A 24,773-nucleotide genomic window follows, 5' to 3' on the forward strand; every position below is an offset into this window, starting at 1 on the left:
ACGCATCTCGAGGATAGAGCCTGTTGATTCGGATAAGCCCAGTTGCTCATCAATGGACAGCCAGCAACTCAAGACAAGCTGATCATGGGAGGGTGGCGGCATGAATGCGACGCCGACACTGCATCTGATGGTCGGACTCCCGGGCGTGCTCGAGCCGTTTCGTATGCACCGTCGGTCAACAGCGCCAAGTGTTCTGCGAAACGCCTTGCGCCTACGATCCCGGCCTGTTGGGCAAGGCTGCGAAAGTGCTCAACGACGTCTGATCTGTGGTTGGCCACCCGGAGCCGAACAGGATGCGAAGGATCGGAGAACTCAGAAGCCGTGTTGAGGAACGGACAACCCTCGGACACTGGCGTCGTGACGGCAGTTGCAAGCAGCTCGATCTCGCGCCTGGATGGCTTCGTGCGGCGAATGGTGTTCCGCAGTCGTGGATGTGATCCAAGAGAAGTACTTGGCGTCCCGAACGTCGAGGTGTTGTCGGCGGAGGATCGTCACTACTTTGCCTGTGCCCGGGTGTGTCCGGGGCGGTAGCTGGTGGTGCCGGTTTCGGTGATGGTGCCGTGGAAGGTGAGTCGGTCGACGATCGCGGCGCAGAGGCGGGGATCGGTGAAGGTCTTCGTCCAACCGGGGAAGGATTCGTTCGACGCGATCGTGACGGAGGCCTTCTCCTCACGTTCGGTGAGAACCTGGAACAACAACTCAGCGCCGCGCCGGTCCAGTTCCATGTACGCGATGGTGATGGCGTGGTTGGCTCTGTCGGAATGGGAGGCTAGGGCTCATGGATGTCACCGTGAGAACGCCGGCCGTCGACGAGCTCGATCAGATCCTTCGCGTGCTCACGCAGTGGCAGTGCGACGAGGGACCACTGCATCTGCATCCGGGCGATTTGGGCTGGCACTCGCTCCGTGGAGCCGCTGCCACTGCCGCCGCGACGCGGGTGTGGTCATCTGGTGACACGGCTCTGGCGATCGCGCTCATCGACGGCCCCCAGCTGCTGCGCTTTGCGATGGACCCGGCGCGGCACCAGGACGAGTCTCTCGCCCGTCGCATCGTCGCGGATGTCGGCGAGCCGGCGACGGGTGTCCTTCATGCAGGAAGCGCGACCATCGAGGCGCGCGGCGCGTCGGCACTTGCCGTGCACCTCGCGAAGGAAGGGTGGGTGCCCGACGAGCCATGGACGCCGCTCCACCGTAATCTGACAGCACCCGTGGAGGCTGCGGGCCTTCGAATCGACACCATCGAACCAGATCGCACCGATGAGTGGGTGTCCGTTCACTGGTCGGCCTTCCATGGAACGCCCATGCCGGACGAGCGGCGGCGCAACTTCGTCAAGGGATGGCGGGCAGCCGCGGAAGGACCATTTTTCGACTCCGCGCGCATCCTGGCGCTCTACAACGACGGCGATGCAGTCGCCGTCGCCGCGGTATGGTCTGCCGGCACGGGGCGTCCCGGTCTCATCGAGCCGATGGGAGTGCATCAAGAGCACCGCGGTCGCGGGTACGGCACAATAGCGACGCGCGCAGCCGCGGCGGTGCTTCGCGAGATGGGCTCATCAAGCGCCACAGTCTGCGCAGAGAGCTCTAACGCCGGCGCCGTCTCCACCTACCTGGCAGCAGGATTCTCCGCCCACCCCCAGGTCACCGACTGGCGCCGCGACGCGTGACGCCTCGACTGTGCGCGCCATCTAACACCGGCCATCACAAGCTGCCGGGAACGCCATCCTTCAACGGAGTGGCGAGGCCATGTCGGGCGGAATCATCTTGGGTGAGGTGAAGTCGCGGTTGTCGATGACGAAGGTAGCTCGTTCCCAGGGCTGGGCGACGTCGAAGTAGAGGCGCTCAGCGGATCGTAGGAGGCCGGCGAGTATTGGCCGTCTCCGTTAGGGCCGAGCGGGGCGAGCACGGACTCGCGCAGGGCGGCGTAGTTGTAGGTGTCCCTCCAGAAGCCGTCGGGGGAGTGGCGGCCCTGGGCATGCCGGATGGGCGAAGGGTTCAGGAAGTCATCGACGTGAATGACGATCATGGGCCGGTGCCGGATCTCGGCCGCCAGGCTGGCAGTGAAGGACGTCTTGCCGCTGCCATCGACGCCATCAACGGCCACGAGCCGACCCGTGGGCCCGAGGACGGTGAGAAGGTCATCAGCCAGTGAGCGCATGAACTCCCGCATGGGCCCATCCTCTTTCACGGTCTGCCATCGGGCGGGGCGACGACGAGACGTTCAACCTCATCAGCCAGCTCTGAAACCGGCCGGCGACCATCAAGTTCAAGGCTCGCGTTGCGACGCAGCAGCGGCTCGACGTCGGACACCTGCTGGCGGATCACGAACTGCTCTGACTCTGCCTTGCCGTAGGGGTTGTTCGTTCGTGTCGAGACGCGCTTGATGAGTAGGTCCACCGGCGCAGTGAGGAGCACGATCGCTGCGAATCGGTCGTAGAAACAACCCTGGTTCTCGACAGTCCCCGAGACGACGAGCGTCTGCTCGGACGCGAGAAGTCTCGACATGCGCGCTTCATCCCACGTGCCGTCAGGAAGCACCCAGCCGTCATAGTCCGTGTCGATCGTCCGGTGGCCCCGCCGGGACAGCTCGCCCAGCAGGGTCGTCTTACCTGCTCCTGACATCCCGGTGATCAGAACGTGAGACATGGGAGCCAGCGTAACGACGCATCAGTTGTTCGGACGCCGAGACCCGCCGACACGTCGGTCACGCAGCTACCGGCCGTGAGCTGCGGGAGGAGACGGGTCTGGGTGTAGATCCATGCACGCTGACATTGGTGGGCCGGTTCGTTAAAACCTCAGCGCTCCTCGACTTGTACGTTGCGCGCGTCACGTCTGATGCAGAGCTGACATCGCAGCAGAGTGAGGTCCTGGCAGCCGACTGGGTGACCCCCGAGGAAGTCGACCGGCGGCTGGATGCCGGCGTGATGGCCGATTCGTGGAATGCGCGGCTGAACTCCCTACGGCCTTCGACTACGCGCGCACTGACTATCGCCCCTGAAGGATCGGTTACCGAGATAGCAAGCATCTAGCCTGCAACTCAATAGGCGATGGTTCTGGAATGTGCTTGCCTCTGACACTGGTGTCAGCATGCACGCTGGTTGCTATGACTCTTCCTCAACCGCCCCGCCAGCTTCGCTTGATCATCGAGACCGACGATTTCGATGAAGCCGTTCACTTCTACCGCGATGTTCTCGGCATGCCCGAGCAACCCGCTTTCGCCCCTGACGGCGAAGACCGCGTGTCGATCCTCCATGCCGGTATCGCGACCATTGAACTGGCGACACCGACTCACGTGCGCACCATCGATGCGATCGAGAACGCGCCAACCGTCGAAGGGCCAACGCTTCGGATCGCACTCGAAGTAGCGGACACCGCTCAGGCGGTCGCGGTCTCCAAACCATCGGGTACTGGGATTCTGGCGCCCCCCACCGAGACCCCGTTCCGGACCATCAACGCCAGGGTCCAAGGTCCCGCCGGCTGGCAGGTCACGTTCTTCCAAGAACTCGAAACGCTGGAGCAACGGTCAAGCCGGCAAGGATTTTCCACCGACGACAGGCGTGCACGCTAGAGAATCGAGCTGTGCTTCTCGCCGCCACAGTCGAGGTCACGCGCAACGACAGCCAGGTTGATCGAGGTGACACCATCAGAAGTCGTCATGGAGGCGGCAAGACTGGGCAGCCCTCAGACCCCATCGTGGTGATGGCAATCCGCCTTTCTCCCTGCCAGGCGACCGTGGCCGGTGCTCCCTGGAACCGCTGATCCGGGTAGTTGGTCTTTCTGCGAGAATCTCGAACCCGATCGTCTCGGCCCGTGCTCCGATAGTTGTATGCACGAATGCAGCCGTCAGCAGGAAGGTTCCGGCGATCGGGAAGGCGTCGCGGTTGAGCTTCAAGCTGCCATGGTGAACCCTGACATCAATGTCAGAGGCAAGAGGAACGGACAGCTTGTATGCGGATCGGCGAACTGGCGGAGCGGACGAACGTGAGCGTGCGGTCCTTGCGCTACTACGAGCAGCAGCGCCTGTTGCGCAGCTCCCGCAGCTCATCTGGTCAGCGGATTTTCGAGCCGGCCAGCATCGACCGGGTGATCCAGATTCAAGAGCTCTTCGCCGCGGGAATGTGCAGCACGAAGATCGAGGAGTTGCTGCCGTGCTTCGATGCCGCACCGGGTGAGCGCACCGGGATGTTGGATCAGGAATTGCTCAAGCATCGCCAACGCCTCGAGTACGCCATCCGTGATCTACAGAGGGCCCGGGCAACCCTCAACGACGTTATCGACAACGCCCACGCAGGCCTCTGATCCCGTCTGACTGCCAGGGGCGTGACGATGAGGGTAAGGGACCTGAAGGCATCACGGCATCACGCACGTCGCTGGTCCGGCACAAAGCTCCTGTACGGCACGACGTCATTGGAGGTAGGAGGATTTGCTGTTCAAAGCAGCGGACCGCGTGCCACCCACCAACGTAATCAGGGAGATCAATGAGCAGTGGTCATGCTGCCGACGCGCCCGCCGAGGTAACACTGGAATCCGATCACGGGACACTCACGGCACTCGCTCGAACCGGGCAGGGAACTCCGGTCGTCGTCGTGCATGGAGTGATGGCCGACGCGAATGCATGGAAGCACGTCGTGGAGACCCTCGCCCCGGGGCGCCCGGTGCTGGTGCTCAATCGCCGCGGGCGCGCCGCCAGCGCTCCCCTGAACGAAGGGTACGATGTCGCCACCGAGGTCCGGGATCTTCTGCTCTGGCTGGCGACCCTCGAGAGTCCGGTCGACCTCGTCGGCCACAGCTACGGGGGTCTCATCGCGGTGGAAGTCATTCGGCGAGGCGCCCGGGTGCGCTCCCTCGTCCTGTACGAGCCCGTGGCGCATCCATTCGGCGCCGCAGCGGCGCCCCTGCTGACCGCGGCCGTGACGGCCGGCGACCTCGACGCCGCCGTCGAGATCATCAATGTCGACCTCTCCGGCTACACCCGCGGACACGTCGAGGCGCTCCGGGCAAGCCCGGCATGGCCGAAACTCCTGCACCTCGCGGCGCCAACCGGCGCCGAACTGCGGGCGATCAACACCTTCACGTTCACCGCACCAGGGTCGTGGACGATCCCGACCACGATCATCGCCGGCGAACACAGCAGGAACCGGCCACCCTACGGGCCCAGCGTCGATCTGTTCGCAAAGGCCCTCCAGGTCACAGACGTGACGATCCTGGCCGATCAGGACCACCTCGGCCACGTCACCGCCCCGCACGACCTGGCTCGAGCAATCAACGACGGCATCGGTGAGGAAACCACCCTGCTGGTGCAAGCGCCAACGAACGACCGGTAGACGATCGGTTGAGAGGACGCCGTTGCGTTGAGGGCAGCTTCCGGCTTTGGGTATGAGTGGCGGGTGTCTGGTGCAGACGCCCCTTGGGGGTCGTGATGTTCAGGTGCCGCTTTCGGTCGGTTGCTGGATTCAGCAGGGGGAACGGGCCGGGACGGCCTATGCCTGGATGTCGGCGGCGGTGATTGCCTTGTTTGTGAGGATGGGCATCAATCCCAGTAGTGCCAGGGTCAGCATTCCCATGATGGCGAACATGGCTTGCAGGCCAAGCCATTGGGCCAGCAGGCCGCCGGCTGCAGCTCCGAGCGGCATGGTGCCCCAGGCCAGCAGGCGGTAGGCGCTGTTGACTCTCCCGAGCAGACGGTTGGGCGTGATGCGTTGGCGCAGGGACACGGTGATGACATTCCACAGCACGATCAGCATGCCTCCGACGAAGAAGACTGGTCCAAGGACATAGGGCTTGTCGGTGATGGCGGGCGCACCGACAAATAGGGCGACCCCGAAGATTGCCAGCGTCAGCGACGCCGCCCTGCCGAGCCTGGCTTCCACCCGTTCGGCGATGAACGAGCCGACGACCGCGCCTAGGGCCGAGGTCGTCAAGAGGAGGCCGAAGCCCGTTGCGGACAGCCCCATCTGTGAAGCAGGGCCGACGGCGAACAGCACCAGGACCGCGAAGGCGGCACTGGAGGCGAAGTTGAACACTCCGGTCATCACCGCGAGGGTGCGAAGGATCCTGTGGTCCCGTAGGAACCGCAGCCCTTCGCCGATGTCGAACCGCAGTGTCGTCTTGTGCTCGCGTCCGGTGCGGAAGGATCCCCGAACCAGTAGCAGGCCACCGGCGGCTGCAAGCCACAGTGCCGCCGGCATGGCGAAGCCGGCAACGACGCCGAGAGCCACCAACAGCCCGCCCAGCGGTGGCCCGATGAACTGGTTGGTGATGAGCTCGACCCCGTACAGCCGGCCGTTGGCGCGCGAGAGCTGATCCCTGTGCACCACCTGGGGGATGATCGACTGGGCGGAGGTGTCATAGACCGTTTCGGCCACACCCACCATCAGCGCGACAACGTACAGGGCCCAGAGGGACCCCCCATCGAGCACAATGGCGCCCACCAGCAGGCCAGGCAGTACGGCCCGGCCGAGGTTGGCCCATACCATGAGCCTGCGCCGGTCCAACCGGTCGGCCAGCGCTCCGGCGGTCAGGGCGAACAGAAGCCAGGGAAGTGTCGCCGCGACACTGAGCCCGGCAATCAGGACAGGCGACTGGGTGAGCTGGATGGCCAGCAGCGGCAGCGCGATCTTGAAGACCCCGTCGGCGAGGTTGGACAGCCCCGAGGAGGCCCACAGTTTCCAGTAGGAGGCGCCCAGCGGTGCCCGCTCCGTCTTGTCCGCCTGCGCTGCACGAGGAGTCATGCACGGACCATTCCACAGCGATTGACAAACTTCAAGGTGATCGATTCCTCTACATCGAACTGTAGGATGGGCTCATGACCAACAGAGCACCGTTGGAAGCGGACGGGCAGGCGAACGGGATAGGGAAGCCGGCCGCAACTGCCCGGGAGATCAAGGCGCTGGCCCATCCGCTGCGACTGAGGATCCTGCGCCTGTGCGGACTTCAAGAACTGACCAATAAGCAGCTCGCCGACCGGCTGGGCCAAGATCCGGGAACAATGCTCTATCACGTGCGGCAACTGCTCTCGACCGGGTTCCTCGAACCGGCCGAGGTCCGCACCGGAAGCAGCGGCGCCCTTGAAAAGCCGTACCGATCCACGGGGCGGTCCTGGAATCTGGATACCGCCCTGGGTGACGCCGGTCCGGACGGTCCTCTGGCGCCGGTCGACGCGTTCCGGGAAGAACTGACCGAAGCGGGCCCGGACGCACTGGCGAGCCTCTCGCGCTTTGTTCTGCACCTCTCCGCGGAGGACGCCGAGGACCTCATCACACGTGTCGACGCCGTACTGAGCGAATACACCGACAGCGACAGGCAACGATCCGACCAGCCCGCATACGGTGGGATCTTCGTCCTTCACCGGACGCCGGACTAGGCCGTCGATTCCTTCAATGACAAATCCGCGGAGCTACCACCTCAAGGTGTCGCGGTTAACGATGGCTTTGAGCCTCCGTACCAGGACGCAGTCCCAGTCCTCGCGCAGCTCGCCTCGAAGGTACAACCCTGGCTCCTCGGCCTCGACCATGAAGTCCGCCTCGGCGCGTGATACGCGCAATCCGAGTGGCGCTTCCCTTCTCGCCGATCTAATCGCGCACCTCCAAGGATGCTCTCCCGTGCAGTGTTCCTGCTGCGAAATGACTCTGGCAAGATGGCATTATGGGGAAATTGGTGGTCCCGGTAGCGGCATTTGTCTTGCTACTGGCTTCAAGCGGGTGCTCCAGTCCACCAGTTCCTCGAGAGTGTCCTGCGATCGGTTACTCGACGGTTATCCCTGTCCAGATAAGTGGATCACGCGCCGGTTTAGTTGCTGCAGTGCAAGTCTGCTCGGAGGAACAGGATTGTTCAAAGGGTGTACCTTTTGGCCCGCCACTCGAACCATCCGCACCGCCTGCGCCGCCGGCACCCTCCGCCGACGCCACGTCAGCGCCCTCTGACGACGGATCGGCCAGACTGTTCTCTCACTTCATGACCTCACGCATCGATCAACAGAATTGGCAGATCGAAACCGACATGGTTGCACCGACCGCGGTCACTGCGCAGGCGTTAGACGTTCACGGCGTGGTCCTGGTCCGGGACGAAGCGTCTCTGGAGTGGACAAGGATCAGTGGGTCCGAACAATGTGGGGGAGATTCACGCTCCATGCCCATACTCCTCGATACCGACCAGTAGACGCCCTGGTGGGCAGTTGTGAAGGAGTGCACCCGGCGCAAACCGGTGTCTGGCCACGTCCGCGCGCTTCCCTGGACATCGTGCAGGAACATCAGGACCAACGCAGTCCCGTTGAGGAATCGGCTTTAGAGCACAGCGTTGACCGTGATTGATGGGACACTCGGCCGGTGTGAGAACCAAGTGTCAGCTGTTTCTCTTCCGGTTCTCGCACTCCGGGAAGGCCGTGCATCGGGTTCACCCGTCCTGTGGGCAGGAGGCGTTCCTCGAGCGCCGTATCGAGGCATTCACCGCTGATCGGTGGGAGCGGTTATCCGGACCGGATCGGGTTGAGAGCCGACGGGGCGTACATGGCCCCCTCTTGGGCGTGCGGTGGGACTGCTCCCGTCCACATCATGGCCGTTATCATGTGCTCATGAATCTCGGCACGCTGTCGTCCGGTACTACTGACAACGTGACTCGCCACGGGCACATTCTTGCCGCGTGGGAGCTGTCGCTTCCCGGGTCGGGGCACACGCTCCGCGCGTACCGGCGCACCCTCAGGGAGTTCTGTGGGTGGCTGGACGATCATGGGTTCGATCTGTTCAGTGTTCAGCGGGTGCATGTGGATGGGTGGCGGCAGGAGGTGACGGGGGCATCGGCCAGCGCGGCACAGCGGATCGCAGCCGTCTCGAGTTTCTATCGGTACGCGGTGTCGTACGGGGCGATTGTCACCAACCCTGCCGAGTTGGTGGAGCGTCCCACGATTTCGGCGGATCACTCCGGCACGCAAAGCCTCAGCAGAGACCAAGCGCGCGCCCTGCTCGGGGCGGCACGAGCCAACGGACCGCGATCGCACGCACTGGTGAGCCTGCTCCTGTTCACCGGCCTACGCCTCAGTGAAGCCCTCAATGCGGACACCACGGATTATGGGCACGACGGCGGGCACCGCACCCTGACGGTGCAGCGCAAGGGTGGGGATCTCGCCAAGGTGGCCGTGCCGGCCCCCGCCGTCGAAGCTCTCGATGCCTATCTCGGGACCACCGGGCAGGAGCTCGGGACAGTGACGGGCACCGGCCGGCCGATCTTCACCACGATCACGGGCAAGCGGTGGGCGGCGTCGGAGGCTTTCCGCACGGTGCAGCGGTTGGCCCACGCGGCGGGCATCAAGGGAGAAATCAGCCCCCACAGTCTCCGGCACACGTTTGCGACCATCGCGCTGGAGGCGGGCGCCACCCTGCACGACCTCCAGGACGCACTGGGACAGACCGATCCACGCGCCACGCGGCGCTACGACCGCGCGCGAAACAACCTCACAATATCGGCCGGCTACCACGTGGCACGCGCCCTAAATTGACGGCCATCTCAAACACATCAAGCGCAGATGGCAGTCAACCTTCACCCCGATGGATAGAACAGTACTGACCAGAGCGGGAGGACTGGTTCGATAGGAGATCGCTGACCGCGTCAATTCAGCCTGCGGGGCCGGTCCGTCGTCCGTCGAGGCTGCGGAGCTGCCCGCCTGTCACCAGCGTCGCCCCGACGTGCCCCAGAGGGGAGTGGCTGCGGTTGCTGGCCGTTACAAGCAGTGTGTGAGCTTCCTCCGCCCCGATCACGTACCGCGCCATATAGATGCCTGTAGCCCGCCCGATGGTGGTCCTGCCGGCGCTGCCTCCAAGCCAACAAAGTCTCCCAGTGGGACACGCGTTTCAAGACACAGGGATGGGCGCCTAGGAGACAACGAGCCGGTCGTAGCACCAACACCTGTGATGACGACCGCCATCATGATCTCGCTGGCACCGCGAGACGTGGCGAGGGAAAGGACCGTGACCATCCTCATCTTGCTTCAGCTTCCCGCTCACGCCGACGAGCCCGCATCGATCCCGGGGTGGACTGGTGGCAAGCACGCATCATGGCGTTCAGGTCCTCGCCCGCGGTTACTCGCGAGTACACAAAAAGGTCCCTACCATATACAGCGTGTGGCTGGGGTCACATTTGGGGCTTGTCCTGCTACCGGACCAACTGGTAGAAGCCGAGCGCCCCGGATGAAATGACGAACCCGAGCGGGCCTCTGCTCGGGCGATCACAGGAGGCAGCCATGGCCGGAACGTTCGAGCTTTTTCATGACGGAGGCACTTCCTTCGGGTTCAGATTGACGGCTCCCGATGGGGAAGTTGTAGCTGTATCGGGGCAGTTCTCAAATAAGGCGTCCGCCGTCGAGGGAATCCGTGCCGTCCGCGAGTGCGCCGGGACAGGTCTCATCACGGACCTTTGCCCGCCGATCCCTTATGAAGCAGTGGCGGAGAAGCCTGGCCCATCCCAAGATCTGTCCGTCGGGCACCAAATGGCCCACCGGCGGTAACCCACCAACGATCGAGGCGCAGACCTTTGGTGCTGCCGCCCCGAAAATGTCGATCTGCTCGGATAGCGCTCTGGCTCCGGCCAGGTGGCTTCCAAGGATCGTCGCGACACCCGAGCATTTCCGAAGTTGCGGTGACCTCGAGCAAGACGCAGCAGCGCAAACCAGGCTCGGGCCAACTACTGATAACGAAAAAGGTTCATGAAAAAGTCAGGAGAGCTCCATTTCCGCGAAGTCGAACTTCCCGTGTGCCAGATCAATGACGATGTGGGCACGAACATTCCTACGGACCTCATGGCGGTACGGCGCCATGTGGCGTCGTTGGAGTACGAACGGATCACGCTAGCTCAGACGGTTCAGTACACGCGCCGGAACCTTCAAGCAGAGTCTTACAGCCGGGTCGATGGTCAACGGATGCTCTCGGCCGCCGTACTGGACCTCGACAGAGTCGACCGATCACTCCTGCGGGCGCGCCGGGCTCAGGCAACGCTCGAAAAGCCTGCGGCAGCTCACGGGATGGACGGCTGCAACGCTCCAACCCGTGCGCCGCATGAGACCGGCGTGAGGTGAACGTGTTGGGCGCTGTGGAGTACAGATTCAGTCCGCACTCCGCGTCACCATCGAGGGGGATCGGCATTCCGAGGATGGAGGACATCGCGTGGCGGGTCACGTCGGCCACGTACTCCGGCCACCGCTGATCGGTCCTCGTGTCATCGACATGGACGGGCTGGTCGGTGCGGGCTGCGGTCAGGCACGGTCCGTAGGAGTACTGCAGCTCATCGAGCCGCCGGGACTCGGGGCTGCTGCTGGCGATCGTCACAGTGTTCCGTGGTCGAAGGAGAATTGCTCCGCAGAACACGTCCTGCCCGTGCCCGGCGAGATGTTCGGTTGCGTTCACGCTCCGCGAGTACGGGACGATCAGCTGCGGACGGCACCCCGGGGGAGGCCGCGAGTGGGGCCGTGCCTGAAGGAACGAAAAGGTTGTTGTCGTTGATGATGCTTCCTCGGAGGACGTCGACGATGTGCCTGCGCCAAGAAAGTCCGGGCGGGCCACCGGTAACGCACCGCTTACTGCTCAACGACTTTCCTACGCTACCGCCGGTCGCCGTCGTCGGTGGCGGACTGTCCGGGCGACGCAACTCACTGACTTCCGCCAGCACGTCGTGGCAGCCGGGTAGGAATCAGTGACGGGTTCATGGTGCATTAGCCGCACCATGAACAGGGGCGCGACGCGGTCACTCCCCGCACTCCTGGCGACCTCACGACCGGTGGCCTGACCCGAGAACTCTCAGTGTGTGGTGTCCCTGTCGGGGAGTTCGCCGCTGTTGATGAGGTAGTCGGCGACGCTCCAGAGTTTCAGGTGGGTGTGCTGGCTGGCTATGGACAGCACGATGAACGCCTGGGGTCCGGTGATCCTGTGGCGTTCCATGAGGATGCCCTTGGCCTGGCCGATGGCGTCCCTGGAATCGATGGCCTCGTGGAGCTGCCTGGGCTCGTCTGTCGGGGGAGAAGTCGATAACGACAGGACGCCTCAGCCCCGTGTAGCCGTAGTGCGATTCAGTGGCGCCAGCCAGGCGCAAAACACCGTCCTTGAATGAGCGATAGGTTCTGCCGTCAAGGAACAGTGTTGTGGCGGGTAGACCTAAATTGTCCTTTCGGCGGCCCACTGCCGTGCGTACTCTGAGGAAATCGGAGGCCTGGTTCCAGCAGGCTGGTGGTTGTGGGTTCGTGTAGGAAGCCTGTTCATACTTTGACGGCGGCCAGTCCGCGCATCTTTGCGTCGGTGGCCTTTCCCAGAGGAACTGCCTTGAATTCATCAACGAGTAGGCCGGGCGGCCGTCCCGTTGGCAGTGGTCGAAGGACCTTCGGTGTCGAGGAGGAATTCCTGCTGGTCGACCCCAGGACGGGACGGCCGGCACCTGTGGCAGAGCAGTCACTTCAATTCAGGCCTTACCGCCAAGGGCTCGGCGCCGGCCCGATCCTGACCCCGGAGGTCCAGCAGGAGCAGCTTGAAGTTGTCAGCCCTGTCTGCACCACGCTGCGGGAGGTGGCCGCAGCGATCAGAAACGGCCGGGCCCTGGCTGATGAGGCCGCACGGGCGGTGGGCGCCAGGGCGGTCGCGCTGGCTACCAGCCCGGTCGCGGTCACTCCCACCCCGGTCCCGCAGCCCCGCTTCCTGAAGATGGCTGCCCGGTTCGGGCTGACTTTCCAGGAACAGCTCACCTGCGGCTTCCACGTGCACGTCGGCGTTGACTCCGGGGAGGAAGGCGTAGCGGTGCTGGACCGGATCCGTATTTGGCTGCCAGTCCTGCTGGCCCTGAGCGTGAACTCCCCGTTCTGGCAGGGACGCGACAGCGGGTACGCGAGTTACCGCTATCAGGCGTGGAGCCGGTGGCCGACGGCGGGACCCTCCCAGCTGTTCGGATCCGAACGGGCGTACCGAAGCCATGTCCAGTCATTGCTCGCTGCCGACGTACTCGTTGACGAGGGCATGGTGTACTTCGACGCCCGCCTCTCCCGCCATCATCCGACCATCGAGGTGCGTATCGCGGACGTCTGCCTGGAACCCGAACACGCCACAACAATCGCCGCCATCGTGCGGGCACTCACGGAACAAGCCGCCCGGGAATGGCGGGCCGGAACACCGGCACCCCGCCGATCGGACGCGCAACTGCGCCTCGCGGCATGGCAAGCCAGCCGATCCGGGGTGGAAGGCGACCTCCTGCACCCTGTCCTGAACTCCCCGTGTCCGGCTCCCGAAGCGGTCCAGGCCCTCCTGACTCACGTCCGCCCCGTCCTGGCAGGAACCGGCGACGACGAGCAGGTGGCCCTGGGGGTCTCGCGGATCCTCACCGCCGGCACGGGCTCGCGCACGCAACTCGAAACGATGGCGACCAGCCAGAGCCTGGCCGCGGTGGTGGCGGACGCCGTCGAACGCACCCACGGCACCGCCACAACCACGCAGCGGCGGTCCCATCGGCTGCACAACACCTGACTGATTCGATCGGAGCAACGATGAATGCTGACGATAGCGTTCGACACTACATCGACGCCCATACGCCGCTGCTCGTGGACCGGCTCGCAGAGTGGGTCCGCATCCCGTCGGTGGCGGGCGTCCCGGAGCGCAGACACCACCTCACCAGGTCCGCCAACTGGCTCGCCGGGGAACTGCGGGGCGTGGGTTTCCCGACCACGGAAATCTGGGCGGGGGCAGAGGGTCCCGCGGTCTTCGCTGAATGGTCCGGCAGCCCGGATGCCCAGACCATCCTCATCTACGGCCACCACGACGTGCGCGCGGTCAAGGAAGAGAACTGGGACCAGACCACTCCGTTCGAGCCGGTACTTCGTGACGGCAGGCTCTACGGCCGAGGAACGTCGGATGCCAAAGGACAGATCATGGCTCATGTCTGGGGACTCCGGGCCCACCTGAGTGCCACGGGACGCTCAGCGCCGGCAGTGAACCTCAAACTGATCGTCGAAGGGGAGGAGGAGGCCGGCTCTCCTGGCCTGGCAGGTATTCTTCAGGACCACCGTGGCAGCCTTGATGCGGACGCAGTGGTCTTTTCCGACACCCTGCTGTGGCATGCAGACCATCCTGCTATCTGCACCAGCATCCGCGGCATGCTCGGCGTGCACATCGAGGTCTACGGCCCGCTCAGGGACGTCCACAGCGGCGCCGTGTCCGGGCCGGCCCCCAACCCGGCCCTTGAACTGAGCAGGCTGCTCGGGCAGCTGCACGACGACAAGGGAAGAATTACCTTCCCGGGGTTCTACGACGACGTCGAGGACATCTCCCGGCACCGCCGGGCTGAACTGGCTGCACTGCCTTTCGACCCGCAGGACTGGCTGACGCGCTCACACACACGCAGCATCCTGGGCGAGGACGGATACTCGGTCCTCGAACGGCTGTGGGAGCGCCCGTCGTTGGAAGTCATTGCACTGGCCGCCGGGGACCCCATCGGCGTCCAACGGGCGGCCATCCCGTCCATGGCGTCCGCGGACTTGAGCATCCGCACTGTCGCCGGGCAGACCATCAACGACGTGGCAGAGCAGGTGGGGCGCTGGGTAGAGGAGACCATCGGCGCCGGCTACGCGTATGAGCTGACACTTGACATCGACAATGCGCAGGAGCCGTACCGGACTCCGGACTGCCTGGTGCTGGACAATCTCTCCAAGGCGATGGCCCAAGGCTTCCAGACACCGGAGGTGGGGCGGATGGGAAACGCCGGCGGCGGACCTGCGGAGATGCTCTCCTCCGCACTCGGTGCACCCGTGGTGTTCTTCGGTACGGGACTCGTGGAAGACCACTGGCACTCGAACGACGAGAGCGTCCGCATCGACATCCTCAAAGCCGGCGCCGCGACACTGGCCTTCCTCTGGGATGAACTCGGTCGACAGGACTGAACGTGTTGCCAGAGCCGGCGTAGCGATACAGACACCGGGCCCGGCGGCGGGCCCCACCCATATGCTGCTTTCCGAACGGTCAAGACAGGGTGCACGAGGATGACCCAACGGAAAAGCACTCTGGGCTTGCTGACTTCTTCGCCACACACGAGCGCCCTTAGTTCTGGAGATCGAAGTCCAGGTCAAGGCATTCGGGGCTGGTGAGTTCTCGCCAGGTCGAGGTGACCTGTGCCGTGGGGAGTGCGGCAGCGATGGGCATGCGGTCCACGACGCTGAGCTGTGCGAGGTCGAGTCCGGTCAGCACCGCGTGGTCGCGGATCGGGACCTGGAAGGTGCGGAACGGCCCGAGCGGGGGAGCCTCATCCTGGGTCGCGCCCGGATGAGGCACATCGGGGAGGTCCTTCAGCTGTGGCGTCTGGTCCACGACATAGCCCGTCGCGGCGAGGGAGTCGCCTTCGAGGAACACGGCGACCTCGAAGTACAGCAAAGGGATCTCCACGTCCCGGTACACGGGATCGACGTCGCTGAAGATCGGCCCGGTGAACACGATCAGGCGCCGGCCGTGGCCGGCGGCGTTGCGCAGCAGGTATGTTTCCAGGCCCAGCCACAGCTCGAGACCCTGGTCGAACTTCGACGCCTGGGGGGCAGCGTTGGTGTAGTGGAAGGTGTCCTCGTTCGCCGTTGCGGCCTCCACCCGGGTGTCACCCCAGACGGCGGAGGCCCGACGCACGAGGTGACCGCAGTCGATGTCGTTGCGGGCGTACACGCGTTCCCCGGTCTACTGGTCCTCCGGTAGGCGGGAGTCAGGTTGCCAGGCGATGTCGGAGCGGTCGAGGTCCATCAGCTTTCCCCCGTCGATCCCGAGCGCGGTGACCGCGGCGAGGCGCTTATCCGGGCGCATGAGGACGGAGAAATGGGTGTAGGGCAGCAGCACCGTTTCGGTGCCGTCGAGTGTCGGTACGGGGACGCGGTGTCCGGGGAATTGCTCGTCGAATCCGATCCGGTCGGACAGATCCTCGAGCCGGGCGGGGCGCAGTTCGGGCAGCAGTTCGTTCATGATCGGAACCTAATAGCGCTGGATGGCAGCTCCAGCAAGAGATTCCGATGGGTGATTCCTTGACCGCTAGGTGTACTGCCCGGGGAGGTTGGTTATCTGGGTGATGGGTGGTTTGCCTCCGATGGCCGTGTGGGGTCGGTGGTGGTTGTCTTCGTGGAGCCATCCGGGCAGGGCTGCTCGGCGGGCTGATTCGCTGGTGTAGTGGCGGCTGAAGGCCCACCCGTCGGCGAGGGTGCGGTGGAAGCGCTCGATCTTCCCGTTGGTCTGCGGCCGGTGCGGTCTGCCCGATCTCCAAGCCGGTGAGTACTGAAGATCCCTGCAGTGTGATGTGTCCACCTGCGGACCTTTTCGGTTTCCGTCGACAGCGTCTTTTCCCTCTGCCTTCGGTCGGGCTCGTCGACGTGGCCGCATCGTCGAGAACCGGTGGGCGGGTCGTTTGGCAAGCAGGGAATTCCGACCCGTAAGGGGCGAGCTGGACGCGGTTCGCTGGTCGTGCTCCCACCGCTCCGTCCCGCCGCTACTGAAGCTACGTCGCGATGGTGGTGGGAGCGAAGGGCGTATCAGTAGTGTGGCAAAGGTGAGCGAAATCCGCATTGGTACTTCCGGATGGAGTTACGACCACTGGAACGGCGTCTGCTATCCGCAGGGAACCACGCCGGCGAAGCGACTGGACCATTACGCGGCACGCTTCGACACAGTGGAGCTGAACGCCAGTTTCTATCGCTGGCCGCGCGATACGACCTTCGCCGGGTGGCAGCGTCGCCTTCCCCCCGGGTTCGCGCTGTCCGTGAAGGCGCCCCGCGGTCTGACGCACGGTAAGAAGTTGTACGCGCCGGAAGTCTGGATCGAGCGGATCGCCCGCTGTTGGCATGAGCTGGGCGACCGACGAGCCGTCCTGCTCGTCCAACTCCCGCCGGCGATGGAGCGCGACGACGCCCGCCTCGACTACTTCCTGTCCCGCGTGCCGGAGTGGATCCGTGTAGCGGTTGAGTTCCGCCATCCGAGCTGGAACGACGACGCCGTCTACGATCTGCTCGGGCGACACCAGGCCGCCTACTGCGTGATGAGCGGCGCCGGGCTGCCGTGCATCCTGAAGGCGACGGCGCCGTTCGTGTATGTGCGGCTGCACGGACCGGACCATGAGCATCTCTACGCGGGCTCATACTCGGACGCGGACCTGCGCTGGTGGGCGGACCGCATTCTTGAATGGCACGGCGCCGGCCGGGACGCGTATGTGTACTTCAACAACGACGGCGGCGGCAACGCGGTGCGGAACGCGCAGACGCTCCAGGCACTGGTCCGAGCAGGCTACCTGCCTACCGGCAGCTGACACACTCATCCAATCGCTTCCCCACGCCACTCCTACGCAAGGATGACCTCAGGTACTGTCTCGCAAGCGTCCTCGCCGTCGCGCAATGGCACTCTCCCTTCGGAGACAGGGCAGCAGGACATGAAGAGGAGCAGTAGCACTGGGGAAGGGGAAGTGTCCCTCCTACCGTGGCGCATCCCGACATCCACTGTGTCCCAGTTGTTGTACCTTCACCGGGCATTTTCCCGGACGGGTCTTACGGAGAAGGGCCGGCTTATGGCGCAGGTTCTCACTGGGTGTGATTGCTGAGTTTGCAGGGAGGGTGAGGATGCTGAATAGCCATACAGCCCGCTCGACCCGTCAGGACAAATCACCTCTCGCCATTGCTGGCGTGGGCCGGTATCGCAGGGCTACTGCCCCCGACCGGAACTCATGGCTATTCACGAGCTCAAGCTGGACGCGCTTGCGCAAACCGGCGAGCAACGTCGGCCCGTGTCCGGCGAGGACCGGGTGCACAAGGAACTCGTACTCGTCGATCAGTCCCAGATCTGCCAACGCCAGGGGGAGCGTCACGCCACCCACCCACAGGTTCTCGCCTGACTCCTGCTTGAGCCGCTGAACCGCTGGCCCCAAGTCGCCTTGCACCAGCTCCGCGTTCCAGTCGACCCCCCTCAGTGTGCTCGACACGACGTGCTTTTTCGCCCCGTTGATGGCCTCGGCGAACGGGATCTGCCACTCAGCCATCCACTCAGGCCACGCGCCCGCGATTGGCTGCCGCCACGCAGACTCCATCATCTCGTAGGTCACCCGGCCGAATAGCAAAGCATCGGCTCGCTCCATTTCAGCGGTCCAGTAACGCATCGACTCCTCGTCGGGAGGGAGCCCCGCCTCGTGATGACAGCAGCCGTCGAGCGTGACGTTGATTGAGTATCGAAGTTGGCTCATCCCATTGCCCTCACCTGATACGCGCAGCGCTTTTCCACCGGACAGTACTCAAACAACATTCGGCGATCAACTGTCGCGCTGGGTGATTCCCTTTGGGCCCTGGTATCACGCAGGGTGCCACTGTCCCGTGTGCGGTGATCTCGCCGGGTGAAGCCCACGAAACCGAGCCGCCCATTAGGCAGGAACTACCCACCACACTCTGACCTATGGACATGATCCTGCTGGGAGGGCACTCCGAGTAGGCAGCACAGGAAGCAGGCAGCGCGGAAAGCAGGCTCCGCGGAAAACTTCTCCCGGTGGTGTGGGTGCGGCTGTACAGTTCGTAGCAGATGGTGCGTGAGCGGAATCTATCCGTGAGCGGACCTATCGGGTTGAGCAGCCAGCCCACTCCCCGCAGGGGTGAGACCCTTGTGCAGGACAGTTGAAGGCCCACCGTGAATACCACCCCACCCTCCTCCTCATCGGCGTCCCCTCTCCCGCCTGAACTGTTGGCGATTTTCGGGCGAACCAACGGTCACCTCCTCACGGAGCAGACCGCCCACGACGCCGTCGATGGCCTGGCCGAGATCGCCCGCGACATCATCGGCGCCGCCGAGGGCGCCGGCGTGAGCCTCATCAACACGGACGGCACCCGGATGAGCGTGGGCGCGACCAACCCGCGCGTGCTCGAAGCCGATGACCAGCAGTACGAGCTCGGCCAAGGACCCTGCATGAGCGCCTGGCAGTCGGGTGAGCCTGTCTACATCGCCGACACCCACACCGATCAGCGGTGGCAGAAGTGGACGACCGCCGTGGCGCCGCTCGGTGTCCGCTCCTGCCTCAGCGTGCCCCTGCTGGACAAACCGACAGGACTCGGAGCGATGAAGGTCTACTCGAACACCGTCGACGCGTTCTCGAACAAGGACCGGCGACTGCTGATCAACCTCGCCCGCTCCGCCGCGACCCTCCTCGACCACATCCAGGCCAGCGACACTCCCCAGCGGATCAGCAACGACGTCAAAGCGTCCCTGGCCGAACGGGACACCATCGGAGTCGCCCGCGGCATCCTGATGGAACGCCTTGATGTGGACCGGCAGGCAGCCATGAACCACCTGATCGACCTCGCCACCGACGCAAACACCACCATCGGCTCCATGGCCGCCCTCATCACTGATCGCCAGGACGACACCGACCCCACCCCTGATCCTGATGTCCAAGCACACCCCTGAGGAACAACGACAACGCACACTGCACGCCATCCACAGCAGTGGGCTCGGGTTGCAGGACGTCTGGGTACGCTATTTCTCGTTCACCGGGGACGTCGACGAGTTCGAGGTCAACGCCTACCTCAACGGGCTGATCACCCTGACCCCCCTGGATCGGGACCTCGTGTCCCTTGCCGTCAACGAACTCATCGCCGAAACACCCCCACCAACTGCCCCCTACAGCAACGACTCTGAGGATCCGGGCCAACCGGATGTATTGGTTGCCCTGGATGTCCTCGATCACCGGGATGACGGGATTGATCTGAACGAGGGCGGCGGAGAACAGGACGCACCGGACAATACCTAGCCCACCACGCAGAGGGCGACGAGAGGAATCGTCGCGCCTCGCGCTGTGGCTACACGGTGCCTTCGGTGTTCTGCCGTTGTTGACTTCTCACCGATAAACAACCACGCTGGAGTTCTCGCCCCGGACCCTGGCAGAGAACCGCTATTTGCCGTTCCACCAGGGGATTCCATGCCATACACACTTGATCACACCACGCTGGGTGTTCCTCGCCGGCTGCCGGACATGTCTCTCGATGTGGCATCGCCGCTGCGGACAGTTCACGGACGCCTCCGCGCGACGACGAGTTTTGGAGCCAGCACAGCGCCGCCCCTGCACATCACGGTCTCGACGCTGAAAGGCGTGAATGATGACCGATGAGTCCAGGGTGAAGCGGGGTATGCCCTCATCACAGCACGGCGGCAATCTGCGGGAACGTGATCTCGCCACGGAACTGGCGGAGCTGGCCCGCGGGTTACAGCAGGAACCGGACACTGACGCGATCCTGAGCGGGTTCGTCCACGCGGCCCTCGAACTGATCCCGGGGGTCGACGAGGGTTCCGTCAGTGTTGTCCTGGGACGCAAGGAAATCGGTTCCCGTGCCCCGTCCGGGAATCTGCCCGTGCGCATCGACGCGCTGCAGATGGAGACCGGTCAGGGCCCGTGCATGGAAGCCGCGTACGAGCACCGGACGGTGCGGGTCCCGGACATGGCGCACGAGCAGCGGTGGCCGCTGTTCGCCCGGCGCGCCACCGAGGCCGGCGCCCGGGGGATGCTCTCCATCCAGCTGTGGGTGCAGGGCGACGACCTCGGAGCCCTGAACCTCTACTCGTACAAGGCCGACGCCTTCACGGACGAGTCGGAGAACGTGGGCCTGCTGGTCGCCTCCCATGCCGCGGTGGCGTTCGCCGAGGCCGAGAAGACCCGGCAACTCCATGAGGCCGTGAACTCCCGGGACGCCATCGGCCAGGCCAAGGGCATCCTCATGGAACGCCACAAGATCACCGGAGCTCAAGCCTTTCTCGTGCTGTCCATGGCTAGCCAACGCACCCACCAGAAGCTCCGGGATGTCGCCGATCACCTCATCAACAGCGGCGAGCTCCCCGACAAGTACACGACGCATTGAGGAACGCGACACACGTTCCTCCGGCAGTGGGCGAGGGAGGATGCCAGCCGCATCGATCACACCGCCTCAGTAGGCTGGTCGAACACAGCATTGTGAGGATCGTTGCGCCACGCAGCCCGTTACAAGGAGCCAGGCATGCACCGAAGTCGCTTGTCCACCCTGCTGATCGACGCCCCGTCGGGTGAGGCCGGAGCCAGTGCGGTCTTCTGGGCCGGCGCACTTGGCGTACCGGTCGAGAGTCCGCTTGGTGAGCCGCAATTCCACACGCTGCTGAATTGCGTTCCGGACCTCGTTGTCGCCGTCCAATCCATCGACGACACCGCCCGGTACCACGTCGACATCGAAACCGATGATGTGTCGGCGGAGGTCGCCCGCCTGACCGCGCTCGGCGCCGTCGAAGTGGCCGACTGGCAGGGCTGCCGCACCCTACGCGTCCCCGGCGGCCATCTGCTGTGCGTCATTCCCGTTCACAGTAGCGAGGCGACGTTCAAGACCCTCGCACACATGTGGTGACTGGGATCCTCGCAGCATCGCCGGCTTCCACGTCATGCCTGCAGACGAATTTACCGATACCGGTTGCGGAAGATTGCCCTGATCCTGTCGCCCGTAGACACCCTCCAGTAGGAGATCGGCTGGCGCGCCTTCTTGCAGCCGGTGCCCGGACGAGAATGTCCTCGCCGTGGGTCGGCCGCGAAGCACGTGGCAGCGAAAGAACCGGCGACCCGACCGACTCCAGGACCTGAATCGGACACTGCCCGGTTGGTGCTCAGCCAGCGACACTCTCGGGGTGCACTAAGCCAAGCATGTGCCGCCGACCAGCTACTAGGGCCAGCCGCCAGGGCTGAGTATGATCTGGATCACATTTCGGCGGAGGTTTTGTTTTCAGGCTCCTGTCATCCATGCAGGCGTGGACGGGGTGCGGGCACTGTGCGGGGCTCCGGTGGGGTGCGAGCAGGGTCCCGTGCCGCCCGTGATGGTGGGTGGTGTGTTTCCCTCGCGTGGTCGGCCCCTGTTTCTGTGAGGTCGCAGTCCGGTATAACAGGTGCTCGTTATGTCGAGGCGGCAAATGAGCCGAAGAACGCCTGCATTCGATTCAGATCCCCCGCGATGCTCAGTTGGCCCGAATCCATCAGTTTCGCCAGGATCGAACCGTCGAAAGTGAGATCCCACAGTGGCAGCACTGAACCGCTGACGGTGAAGTCGACATCAGTGGCGTCGCGCGTGCGTTCGATGCGCAAACCCTCTCGTGAGGCGTCAACCGGAACGGGCCGTCGTCGATCGTCATCAGTCCGGTAATCGGCAGCGTGGGTGTTCGGGCCGGGGTATAGAGAGCCCGCAGAAGCAGCATGAACGCATCCCGCGCTGCTGTCCATCGCCGAACCGCCGCAGGATCGGCGCTGACCATCATTGAACTGCGCCAGCTTGGTGGAGCCTTCGCCATGACCAATCCTCGGGGAGGAGTTGTCAACTCCCTCCCCGGCGCGTATGCGTCGCTCAGCGTCGGCATCGTGGCCGGCCCGGGCGCCGCAGGGGAGGTTGGCGCCCAGCTGGCCGCCGTCCGCGAGGCGATGAAACCGTGGGACACCGGCCTGACCGTCCCCACCTTCGTCGAACAGTTCGACGCCCCGCAGAAGTCATTCGACGCGTCGGTCACGGCGGATATGCAGGCGGTCCGGCGTCGAGTAGACCCAGGCGGCCTTTTCAGCCGGGACGTCACCGCTCAAACCCGTCCCGCCTGACGCTGCCCGCACGCTGGGTTCGAGCAGGTCGCGGCAGACGACGACCCACTTGGCTCGATGCCCGCTCTGCGCCACAACTCGTGTGACCGCATGGCGTTTCGCAGCGGAATTGTGGACCCGGGTCTACCAGGACAGTTTGATCTCAAACTCCCGTTCGTCGTCCTCGATCTCAACCTCGACCTTCATGGTGACCTCGTCAGGAACTTTGACGGTAAATCGCAGGCCGTCCTGCTCCATGACGATCTCGTTGCCCGACGCCAGCTCGTCCGCGATGTCGCGGAGCTGCTGAGCGGCCTCTTCCCTGCGCAGGGTCTGCTTCTTCTCCAGCTCGATGTCCACCTAGGACTCCTCTCGTCGCGGTCAGTGCTTGCCAGCATGGCAGCGCCGCACTGGATCGGCAACGACCTCACCCAACAACGCTGCGTATCAATGGCCGCGTCGGCGAAGGCAGGGGGACATGATCGACACGCAGCATCAGTGGTGGAGGAGTGACGGCGTCTCGACCGAGTGTGTTGCAACCCACTGGTAGCGAGATATGGGCCGTGGTGCAATCGACGCACCCCTCCGTGCGTTCTCACCGTACGGGCCAACCGTGCTCCTACCTCTCGGGCAGCCGATATGTGGCGGCTGTAAGCGCTATCAGAAGCAATGAGCGACCGGCTTACGGACGGATCCAATGCCAGTTCTCCAGATACGATCTGAGGATGGTGAGCCTCCTCAACGAACCCGAGTGGCACAACACTCCAATCTCACCGGTATCGATCACCAGGGCCACAGCGCAAAAGTGGCTCGATGCATACGTGACAGCCTGGAAGACGTATGACGAACGAGCAATTGCGGACCTTTGGTCGGAGACGGCTGAGTGGCACTATCCCTTCCAGATGCGAACATCAGGACGCGAGAAGATAGTCGCTGAGTGGATGAGTGAGCGCGACGCCTTCGTAGGTGAATCCTTTGACGCCAAGTACCATCCGGTCGCCGTTGAGGGCGACCGAGTCGTCGCCCATGGCCGAACTGTCTTCTACGAACCGGATATTGACCACGTGGTCACGGCATACGACAACATTTGGTTTCTACGGTTTGACGACTCGGGCCGGTGTTCCGAGTTCCATGAGTGGTACGCGGGCCGCCCTGAGGATGAACCAGATCGAGCAGTTCCTGAGCACCAGCTCAGCGAGTATGCACAAACCAACCCTTGGCAAGCCCGCCCGCAGCAGGATCCTGCTCTGGACGCTGTGACGGCTACTGACTCCCGAGCAGTGCACCCTGTGCCGCCCTATCTCATCCAAGTAGATGGCACCTGCAATCTCACCAACGAAGGAGCGCCATGAGGAGGATCATCATTGGAGATGTCATCAGCTGGGTTCTGTTGAACCTAGCTGTGCTGGTCCTGGTGCAAGAACGCTTCAACTGGATGCTGTTTCCTCTGGCATCAGCACTGACTATCGCCACTATCTCCGTCGTCGGTTGGGTGTGGCGTCGACGGCGGAGCCGCGTCGTGGTTGCCTAGCAGACGGTGGTCAACTCGAGGGCGAGATCGCTTCAGATGCGCGAACGCGCACCCTATTCGGGAGCAGAAGCAGGAGCCCGGTGTCGTTTTCCGGCATCTTCGATCACGGCAGCGATACCGAGCATCAGGGCCGAGCCGAGGGTGGTTCCGACAGCTACGAGCACGGCGCCCACTGCCCATAGACCGGTCATATCCGTGGCTGCCGCCGTGCTGATCCACGCAGCTGTGAACGCCGCTGGAAGGACCAGCAGCGCGACGACGAAATGCAGGAGCCGGTAAGCGAGTCCGACCACCACGAAGCTGCACAGAAACGCTCCGATGCCCTGCCAGATGGCGTAGGGGCCGGCCATTTCGCCAGCCGTGGTGTCGTAGTAGTACTCGGTGTCCCAGGCGAACCAGCCGTACCAGAGCGCTGCGGACAGGACTGCGATCAGGGCCACTAATGCCCACTGTTGAGCGGACGGCCGATGACGGTTCCGGGTGAGGCGCATGCTTCACACTATGCTGGCCGCGCCAACACGCTGGGATGCCCTGAGGGGACCTTCACCGCGAGTCCGCTGAGGTGCAGGGTCGAGGCACGTCGACGAATTACTGCGCATCGACGCTTACTGCGGCGAGGCGCAGCCCGTTCGCCCTTCGCCGACCCGTGCGTTAGGGGTCGAGCGGGT

At 64.1% G+C, this 24,773-nt stretch carries 31 protein-coding genes and 2 pseudogenes; 18 read left to right on the plus strand and 15 right to left on the minus strand.

Features of this window, described 5'->3' with window-relative positions; genetic code table 11:
• Positions 1 to 68 precede the first annotated feature (68 nt).
• Complete coding sequence (locus MWM45_RS17745) at positions 69 to 350, minus strand: TetR family transcriptional regulator C-terminal domain-containing protein (RefSeq protein WP_418909754.1); 282 nt, start codon at positions 348 to 350, stop codon at positions 69 to 71.
• 144 nt (positions 351 to 494) lie between these two features.
• Positions 495 to 734, minus strand: a pseudogene (locus tag MWM45_RS08580) (ATP-binding protein); the annotation flags it as partial.
• 56 nt (positions 735 to 790) lie between these two features.
• On the opposite strand from MWM45_RS08580, the gene MWM45_RS08585 reads away from it, so the two are divergent.
• Positions 791 to 1,663 (plus strand): GNAT family N-acetyltransferase, encoded by an 873-nt coding sequence (locus tag MWM45_RS08585; RefSeq protein WP_247829094.1) that lies wholly within the window; start codon positions 791 to 793, stop codon positions 1,661 to 1,663.
• 92 nt (positions 1,664 to 1,755) lie between these two features.
• On the opposite strand, the gene MWM45_RS08590 is transcribed toward MWM45_RS08585, so the two are convergent.
• Together MWM45_RS08590 and MWM45_RS08595 are read right to left on the minus strand one after the other, a co-directional pair.
• Positions 1,756 to 2,166: a nucleoside/nucleotide kinase family protein gene (locus tag MWM45_RS08590; RefSeq protein ID WP_247829095.1), complete on the minus strand. Its 411-nt coding sequence runs from the start codon at positions 2,164 to 2,166 to the stop codon at positions 1,756 to 1,758.
• A 14-nt stretch (positions 2,167 to 2,180) separates the two neighbouring features.
• Complete coding sequence (locus MWM45_RS08595) at positions 2,181 to 2,642, minus strand: AAA family ATPase (protein ID WP_247829096.1); 462 nt, start codon at positions 2,640 to 2,642, stop codon at positions 2,181 to 2,183.
• Positions 2,643 to 2,722: 80 nt separating this feature from the next.
• Between MWM45_RS08595 and MWM45_RS17750 the strand changes: the two genes are divergently transcribed.
• From MWM45_RS17750 to MWM45_RS08610, 4 genes are all read left to right on the plus strand, one after another.
• On the plus strand, positions 2,723 to 3,025 hold the full coding sequence (locus MWM45_RS17750; RefSeq protein WP_418909764.1) for an NUDIX hydrolase: 303 nt from the start codon (positions 2,723 to 2,725) through the stop codon (positions 3,023 to 3,025).
• Between the two features lie 107 nt (positions 3,026 to 3,132).
• The gene (locus tag MWM45_RS08600) at positions 3,133 to 3,564 is read left to right on the plus strand and encodes a VOC family protein (RefSeq protein WP_247829097.1); all 432 of its coding nucleotides are present in this window, start codon (positions 3,133 to 3,135) and stop codon (positions 3,562 to 3,564) included.
• 380 nt (positions 3,565 to 3,944) lie between these two features.
• Positions 3,945 to 4,295: a MerR family transcriptional regulator gene (locus MWM45_RS08605; protein WP_247829098.1), complete on the plus strand. Its 351-nt coding sequence runs from the start codon at positions 3,945 to 3,947 to the stop codon at positions 4,293 to 4,295.
• A 179-nt stretch (positions 4,296 to 4,474) separates the two neighbouring features.
• Complete coding sequence (locus MWM45_RS08610; protein ID WP_269076579.1) at positions 4,475 to 5,320, plus strand: alpha/beta fold hydrolase; 846 nt, start codon at positions 4,475 to 4,477, stop codon at positions 5,318 to 5,320.
• Between the two features lie 156 nt (positions 5,321 to 5,476).
• On the opposite strand, the gene MWM45_RS08615 is transcribed toward MWM45_RS08610, so the two are convergent.
• The gene (locus MWM45_RS08615) at positions 5,477 to 6,727 is read right to left on the minus strand and encodes an MFS transporter (protein WP_247829100.1); all 1,251 of its coding nucleotides are present in this window, start codon (positions 6,725 to 6,727) and stop codon (positions 5,477 to 5,479) included.
• A 74-nt stretch (positions 6,728 to 6,801) separates the two neighbouring features.
• Here MWM45_RS08615 and MWM45_RS08620 point away from each other — a divergent pair, with 74 nt between their 5' ends.
• Together MWM45_RS08620 and MWM45_RS08625 are read left to right on the plus strand one after the other, a co-directional pair.
• Positions 6,802 to 7,359, plus strand: a complete 558-nt coding sequence (locus MWM45_RS08620) for an ArsR/SmtB family transcription factor (RefSeq protein WP_247826101.1) — start codon at positions 6,802 to 6,804, stop codon at positions 7,357 to 7,359.
• A gap of 1,206 nt (positions 7,360 to 8,565) precedes the next feature.
• On the plus strand, positions 8,566 to 9,486 hold the full coding sequence (locus MWM45_RS08625) for a tyrosine-type recombinase/integrase (RefSeq protein WP_247829184.1): 921 nt from the start codon (positions 8,566 to 8,568) through the stop codon (positions 9,484 to 9,486).
• 115 nt (positions 9,487 to 9,601) lie between these two features.
• Here MWM45_RS08625 and MWM45_RS17755 read toward each other — a convergent pair whose 3' ends face one another.
• Positions 9,602 to 9,781: an ANTAR domain-containing protein gene (locus MWM45_RS17755; RefSeq protein ID WP_418909765.1), complete on the minus strand. Its 180-nt coding sequence runs from the start codon at positions 9,779 to 9,781 to the stop codon at positions 9,602 to 9,604.
• 446 nt (positions 9,782 to 10,227) lie between these two features.
• Between MWM45_RS17755 and MWM45_RS08630 the strand changes: the two genes are divergently transcribed.
• Positions 10,228 to 10,491, plus strand: a complete 264-nt coding sequence (locus tag MWM45_RS08630) for a YegP family protein (protein ID WP_247826102.1) — start codon at positions 10,228 to 10,230, stop codon at positions 10,489 to 10,491.
• 334 nt (positions 10,492 to 10,825) lie between these two features.
• Here MWM45_RS08630 and MWM45_RS17760 read toward each other — a convergent pair whose 3' ends face one another.
• Both MWM45_RS17760 and MWM45_RS17650 read right to left on the minus strand, forming a co-directional pair.
• Positions 10,826 to 11,542: a GAF domain-containing protein gene (locus tag MWM45_RS17760; RefSeq protein ID WP_418909670.1), complete on the minus strand. Its 717-nt coding sequence runs from the start codon at positions 11,540 to 11,542 to the stop codon at positions 10,826 to 10,828.
• Between the two features lie 234 nt (positions 11,543 to 11,776).
• Positions 11,777 to 12,013 (minus strand): ANTAR domain-containing protein, encoded by a 237-nt coding sequence (locus MWM45_RS17650; protein ID WP_269076589.1) that lies wholly within the window; start codon positions 12,011 to 12,013, stop codon positions 11,777 to 11,779.
• Positions 12,014 to 12,238: 225 nt separating this feature from the next.
• On the opposite strand from MWM45_RS17650, the gene MWM45_RS08640 reads away from it, so the two are divergent.
• Together MWM45_RS08640 and MWM45_RS08645 are read left to right on the plus strand one after the other, a co-directional pair.
• The gene (locus tag MWM45_RS08640; RefSeq protein ID WP_247826104.1) at positions 12,239 to 13,483 is read left to right on the plus strand and encodes a glutamate--cysteine ligase; all 1,245 of its coding nucleotides are present in this window, start codon (positions 12,239 to 12,241) and stop codon (positions 13,481 to 13,483) included.
• A gap of 20 nt (positions 13,484 to 13,503) precedes the next feature.
• A complete protein-coding gene (locus MWM45_RS08645; protein ID WP_247826105.1) occupies positions 13,504 to 14,892 on the plus strand; it encodes a M20/M25/M40 family metallo-hydrolase in 1,389 nt (462 codons plus the stop codon).
• Between the two features lie 157 nt (positions 14,893 to 15,049).
• On the opposite strand, the gene MWM45_RS08650 is transcribed toward MWM45_RS08645, so the two are convergent.
• The 3 genes and pseudogenes from MWM45_RS08650 to MWM45_RS08660 all read right to left on the minus strand — a co-directional run.
• Positions 15,050 to 15,658, minus strand: coding sequence for a DNA/RNA non-specific endonuclease (locus tag MWM45_RS08650; RefSeq protein ID WP_247826106.1), 609 nt, complete (start codon positions 15,656 to 15,658; stop codon positions 15,050 to 15,052).
• Between the two features lie 12 nt (positions 15,659 to 15,670).
• Positions 15,671 to 15,949 (minus strand): hypothetical protein, encoded by a 279-nt coding sequence (locus tag MWM45_RS08655; protein WP_247826107.1) that lies wholly within the window; start codon positions 15,947 to 15,949, stop codon positions 15,671 to 15,673.
• Positions 15,950 to 16,015: 66 nt separating this feature from the next.
• Positions 16,016 to 16,240, minus strand: a pseudogene (locus MWM45_RS08660) (integrase core domain-containing protein); the annotation flags it as partial.
• Positions 16,241 to 16,526: 286 nt separating this feature from the next.
• On the opposite strand from MWM45_RS08660, the gene MWM45_RS08665 reads away from it, so the two are divergent.
• Entirely contained in the window at positions 16,527 to 17,279 is a 753-nt protein-coding gene (locus MWM45_RS08665) for a DUF72 domain-containing protein (RefSeq protein ID WP_247826108.1), read from the plus strand.
• Between the two features lie 339 nt (positions 17,280 to 17,618).
• On the opposite strand, the gene MWM45_RS08670 is transcribed toward MWM45_RS08665, so the two are convergent.
• Complete coding sequence (locus MWM45_RS08670) at positions 17,619 to 18,203, minus strand: dihydrofolate reductase family protein (RefSeq protein WP_247826109.1); 585 nt, start codon at positions 18,201 to 18,203, stop codon at positions 17,619 to 17,621.
• 488 nt (positions 18,204 to 18,691) lie between these two features.
• Between MWM45_RS08670 and MWM45_RS08675 the strand changes: the two genes are divergently transcribed.
• The 4 genes from MWM45_RS08675 (at position 18,692) to MWM45_RS08690 (ending at position 21,369) form a co-directional block, all read left to right on the plus strand.
• Positions 18,692 to 19,411 carry a GAF and ANTAR domain-containing protein gene (locus MWM45_RS08675; RefSeq protein ID WP_247826110.1) on the plus strand — a complete coding sequence of 240 codons (720 nt, stop codon included), beginning with the start codon at positions 18,692 to 18,694 and terminating at the stop codon, positions 19,409 to 19,411.
• Positions 19,392 to 19,754, plus strand: a complete 363-nt coding sequence (locus tag MWM45_RS08680; RefSeq protein ID WP_247826111.1) for a hypothetical protein — start codon at positions 19,392 to 19,394, stop codon at positions 19,752 to 19,754. The genes MWM45_RS08675 and MWM45_RS08680 overlap by 20 nt, the downstream gene beginning before the upstream one ends.
• Before the next feature lie 376 nt (positions 19,755 to 20,130).
• Positions 20,131 to 20,856: an ANTAR domain-containing protein gene (locus tag MWM45_RS08685; protein WP_247826112.1), complete on the plus strand. Its 726-nt coding sequence runs from the start codon at positions 20,131 to 20,133 to the stop codon at positions 20,854 to 20,856.
• Positions 20,857 to 21,006: 150 nt separating this feature from the next.
• The gene (locus MWM45_RS08690; protein ID WP_247826113.1) at positions 21,007 to 21,369 is read left to right on the plus strand and encodes a VOC family protein; all 363 of its coding nucleotides are present in this window, start codon (positions 21,007 to 21,009) and stop codon (positions 21,367 to 21,369) included.
• Between the two features lie 536 nt (positions 21,370 to 21,905).
• Here MWM45_RS08690 and MWM45_RS08695 read toward each other — a convergent pair.
• A complete protein-coding gene (locus tag MWM45_RS08695) occupies positions 21,906 to 22,094 on the minus strand; it encodes a hypothetical protein (protein ID WP_247826114.1) in 189 nt (62 codons plus the stop codon).
• A gap of 108 nt (positions 22,095 to 22,202) precedes the next feature.
• Between MWM45_RS08695 and MWM45_RS08700 the strand changes: the two genes are divergently transcribed.
• Positions 22,203 to 22,595, plus strand: coding sequence for a hypothetical protein (locus MWM45_RS08700; protein ID WP_247826115.1), 393 nt, complete (start codon positions 22,203 to 22,205; stop codon positions 22,593 to 22,595).
• Between the two features lie 123 nt (positions 22,596 to 22,718).
• Here MWM45_RS08700 and MWM45_RS08705 read toward each other — a convergent pair whose 3' ends face one another.
• On the minus strand, positions 22,719 to 22,934 hold the full coding sequence (locus tag MWM45_RS08705; RefSeq protein WP_247826116.1) for an amphi-Trp domain-containing protein: 216 nt from the start codon (positions 22,932 to 22,934) through the stop codon (positions 22,719 to 22,721).
• Between the two features lie 365 nt (positions 22,935 to 23,299).
• Here MWM45_RS08705 and MWM45_RS08710 point away from each other — a divergent pair, with 365 nt between their 5' ends.
• Both MWM45_RS08710 and MWM45_RS08715 read left to right on the plus strand, forming a co-directional pair.
• A complete protein-coding gene (locus MWM45_RS08710; RefSeq protein WP_247826117.1) occupies positions 23,300 to 23,926 on the plus strand; it encodes a nuclear transport factor 2 family protein in 627 nt (208 codons plus the stop codon).
• A complete protein-coding gene (locus MWM45_RS08715) occupies positions 23,923 to 24,105 on the plus strand; it encodes a hypothetical protein (RefSeq protein ID WP_247826118.1) in 183 nt (60 codons plus the stop codon). Before MWM45_RS08710 ends, MWM45_RS08715 begins: the two co-directional genes overlap by 4 nt.
• A 53-nt stretch (positions 24,106 to 24,158) precedes the next feature.
• On the opposite strand, the gene MWM45_RS08720 is transcribed toward MWM45_RS08715, so the two are convergent.
• Positions 24,159 to 24,545 (minus strand): hypothetical protein, encoded by a 387-nt coding sequence (locus tag MWM45_RS08720; protein ID WP_247826119.1) that lies wholly within the window; start codon positions 24,543 to 24,545, stop codon positions 24,159 to 24,161.
• Positions 24,546 to 24,773: the final 228 nt, after the last annotated feature.

The sequence above is a fragment of the Arthrobacter antioxidans genome (assembly GCF_023100725.1).
GTDB classification, from domain to species: Bacteria; Actinomycetota; Actinomycetes; order Actinomycetales; family Micrococcaceae; genus Arthrobacter_D; species Arthrobacter_D antioxidans.

Bases quoted from the DNA above. Each gene is read 5' to 3' on its own strand.
- MWM45_RS08715 (WP_247826118.1), top strand. From the start codon at position 23,923: ATGAGGAGGATCATCATTGGAGATGTCATCAGCTGGGTTCTGTTGAAC.
- MWM45_RS08620 (WP_247826101.1), top strand. From the start codon at position 6,802: ATGACCAACAGAGCACCGTTGGAAGCGGACGGGCAGGCGAACGGGATA.
- MWM45_RS08700 (WP_247826115.1), top strand. From the start codon at position 22,203: ATGAACGCATCCCGCGCTGCTGTCCATCGCCGAACCGCCGCAGGATCG.
- MWM45_RS08685 (WP_247826112.1), top strand. From the start codon at position 20,131: ATGCCCTCATCACAGCACGGCGGCAATCTGCGGGAACGTGATCTCGCC.
- MWM45_RS08630 (WP_247826102.1), top strand. From the start codon at position 10,228: ATGGCCGGAACGTTCGAGCTTTTTCATGACGGAGGCACTTCCTTCGGG.
- MWM45_RS08610 (WP_269076579.1), top strand. From the start codon at position 4,475: ATGAGCAGTGGTCATGCTGCCGACGCGCCCGCCGAGGTAACACTGGAA.
- MWM45_RS08625 (WP_247829184.1), top strand. From the start codon at position 8,566: ATGAATCTCGGCACGCTGTCGTCCGGTACTACTGACAACGTGACTCGC.
- MWM45_RS08590 (WP_247829095.1), bottom strand. From the start codon at position 2,166: ATGCGGGAGTTCATGCGCTCACTGGCTGATGACCTTCTCACCGTCCTC.
- MWM45_RS08605 (WP_247829098.1), top strand. From the start codon at position 3,945: ATGCGGATCGGCGAACTGGCGGAGCGGACGAACGTGAGCGTGCGGTCC.
- MWM45_RS08615 (WP_247829100.1), bottom strand. From the start codon at position 6,727: ATGACTCCTCGTGCAGCGCAGGCGGACAAGACGGAGCGGGCACCGCTG.
- MWM45_RS08710 (WP_247826117.1), top strand. From the start codon at position 23,300: ATGGTGAGCCTCCTCAACGAACCCGAGTGGCACAACACTCCAATCTCA.
- MWM45_RS08670 (WP_247826109.1), bottom strand. From the start codon at position 18,203: ATGAGCCAACTTCGATACTCAATCAACGTCACGCTCGACGGCTGCTGT.
- MWM45_RS08655 (WP_247826107.1), bottom strand. From the start codon at position 15,949: ATGAACGAACTGCTGCCCGAACTGCGCCCCGCCCGGCTCGAGGATCTG.
- MWM45_RS08595 (WP_247829096.1), bottom strand. From the start codon at position 2,642: ATGTCTCACGTTCTGATCACCGGGATGTCAGGAGCAGGTAAGACGACC.
- MWM45_RS08680 (WP_247826111.1), top strand. From the start codon at position 19,392: ATGTCCAAGCACACCCCTGAGGAACAACGACAACGCACACTGCACGCC.
- MWM45_RS08645 (WP_247826105.1), top strand. From the start codon at position 13,504: ATGAATGCTGACGATAGCGTTCGACACTACATCGACGCCCATACGCCG.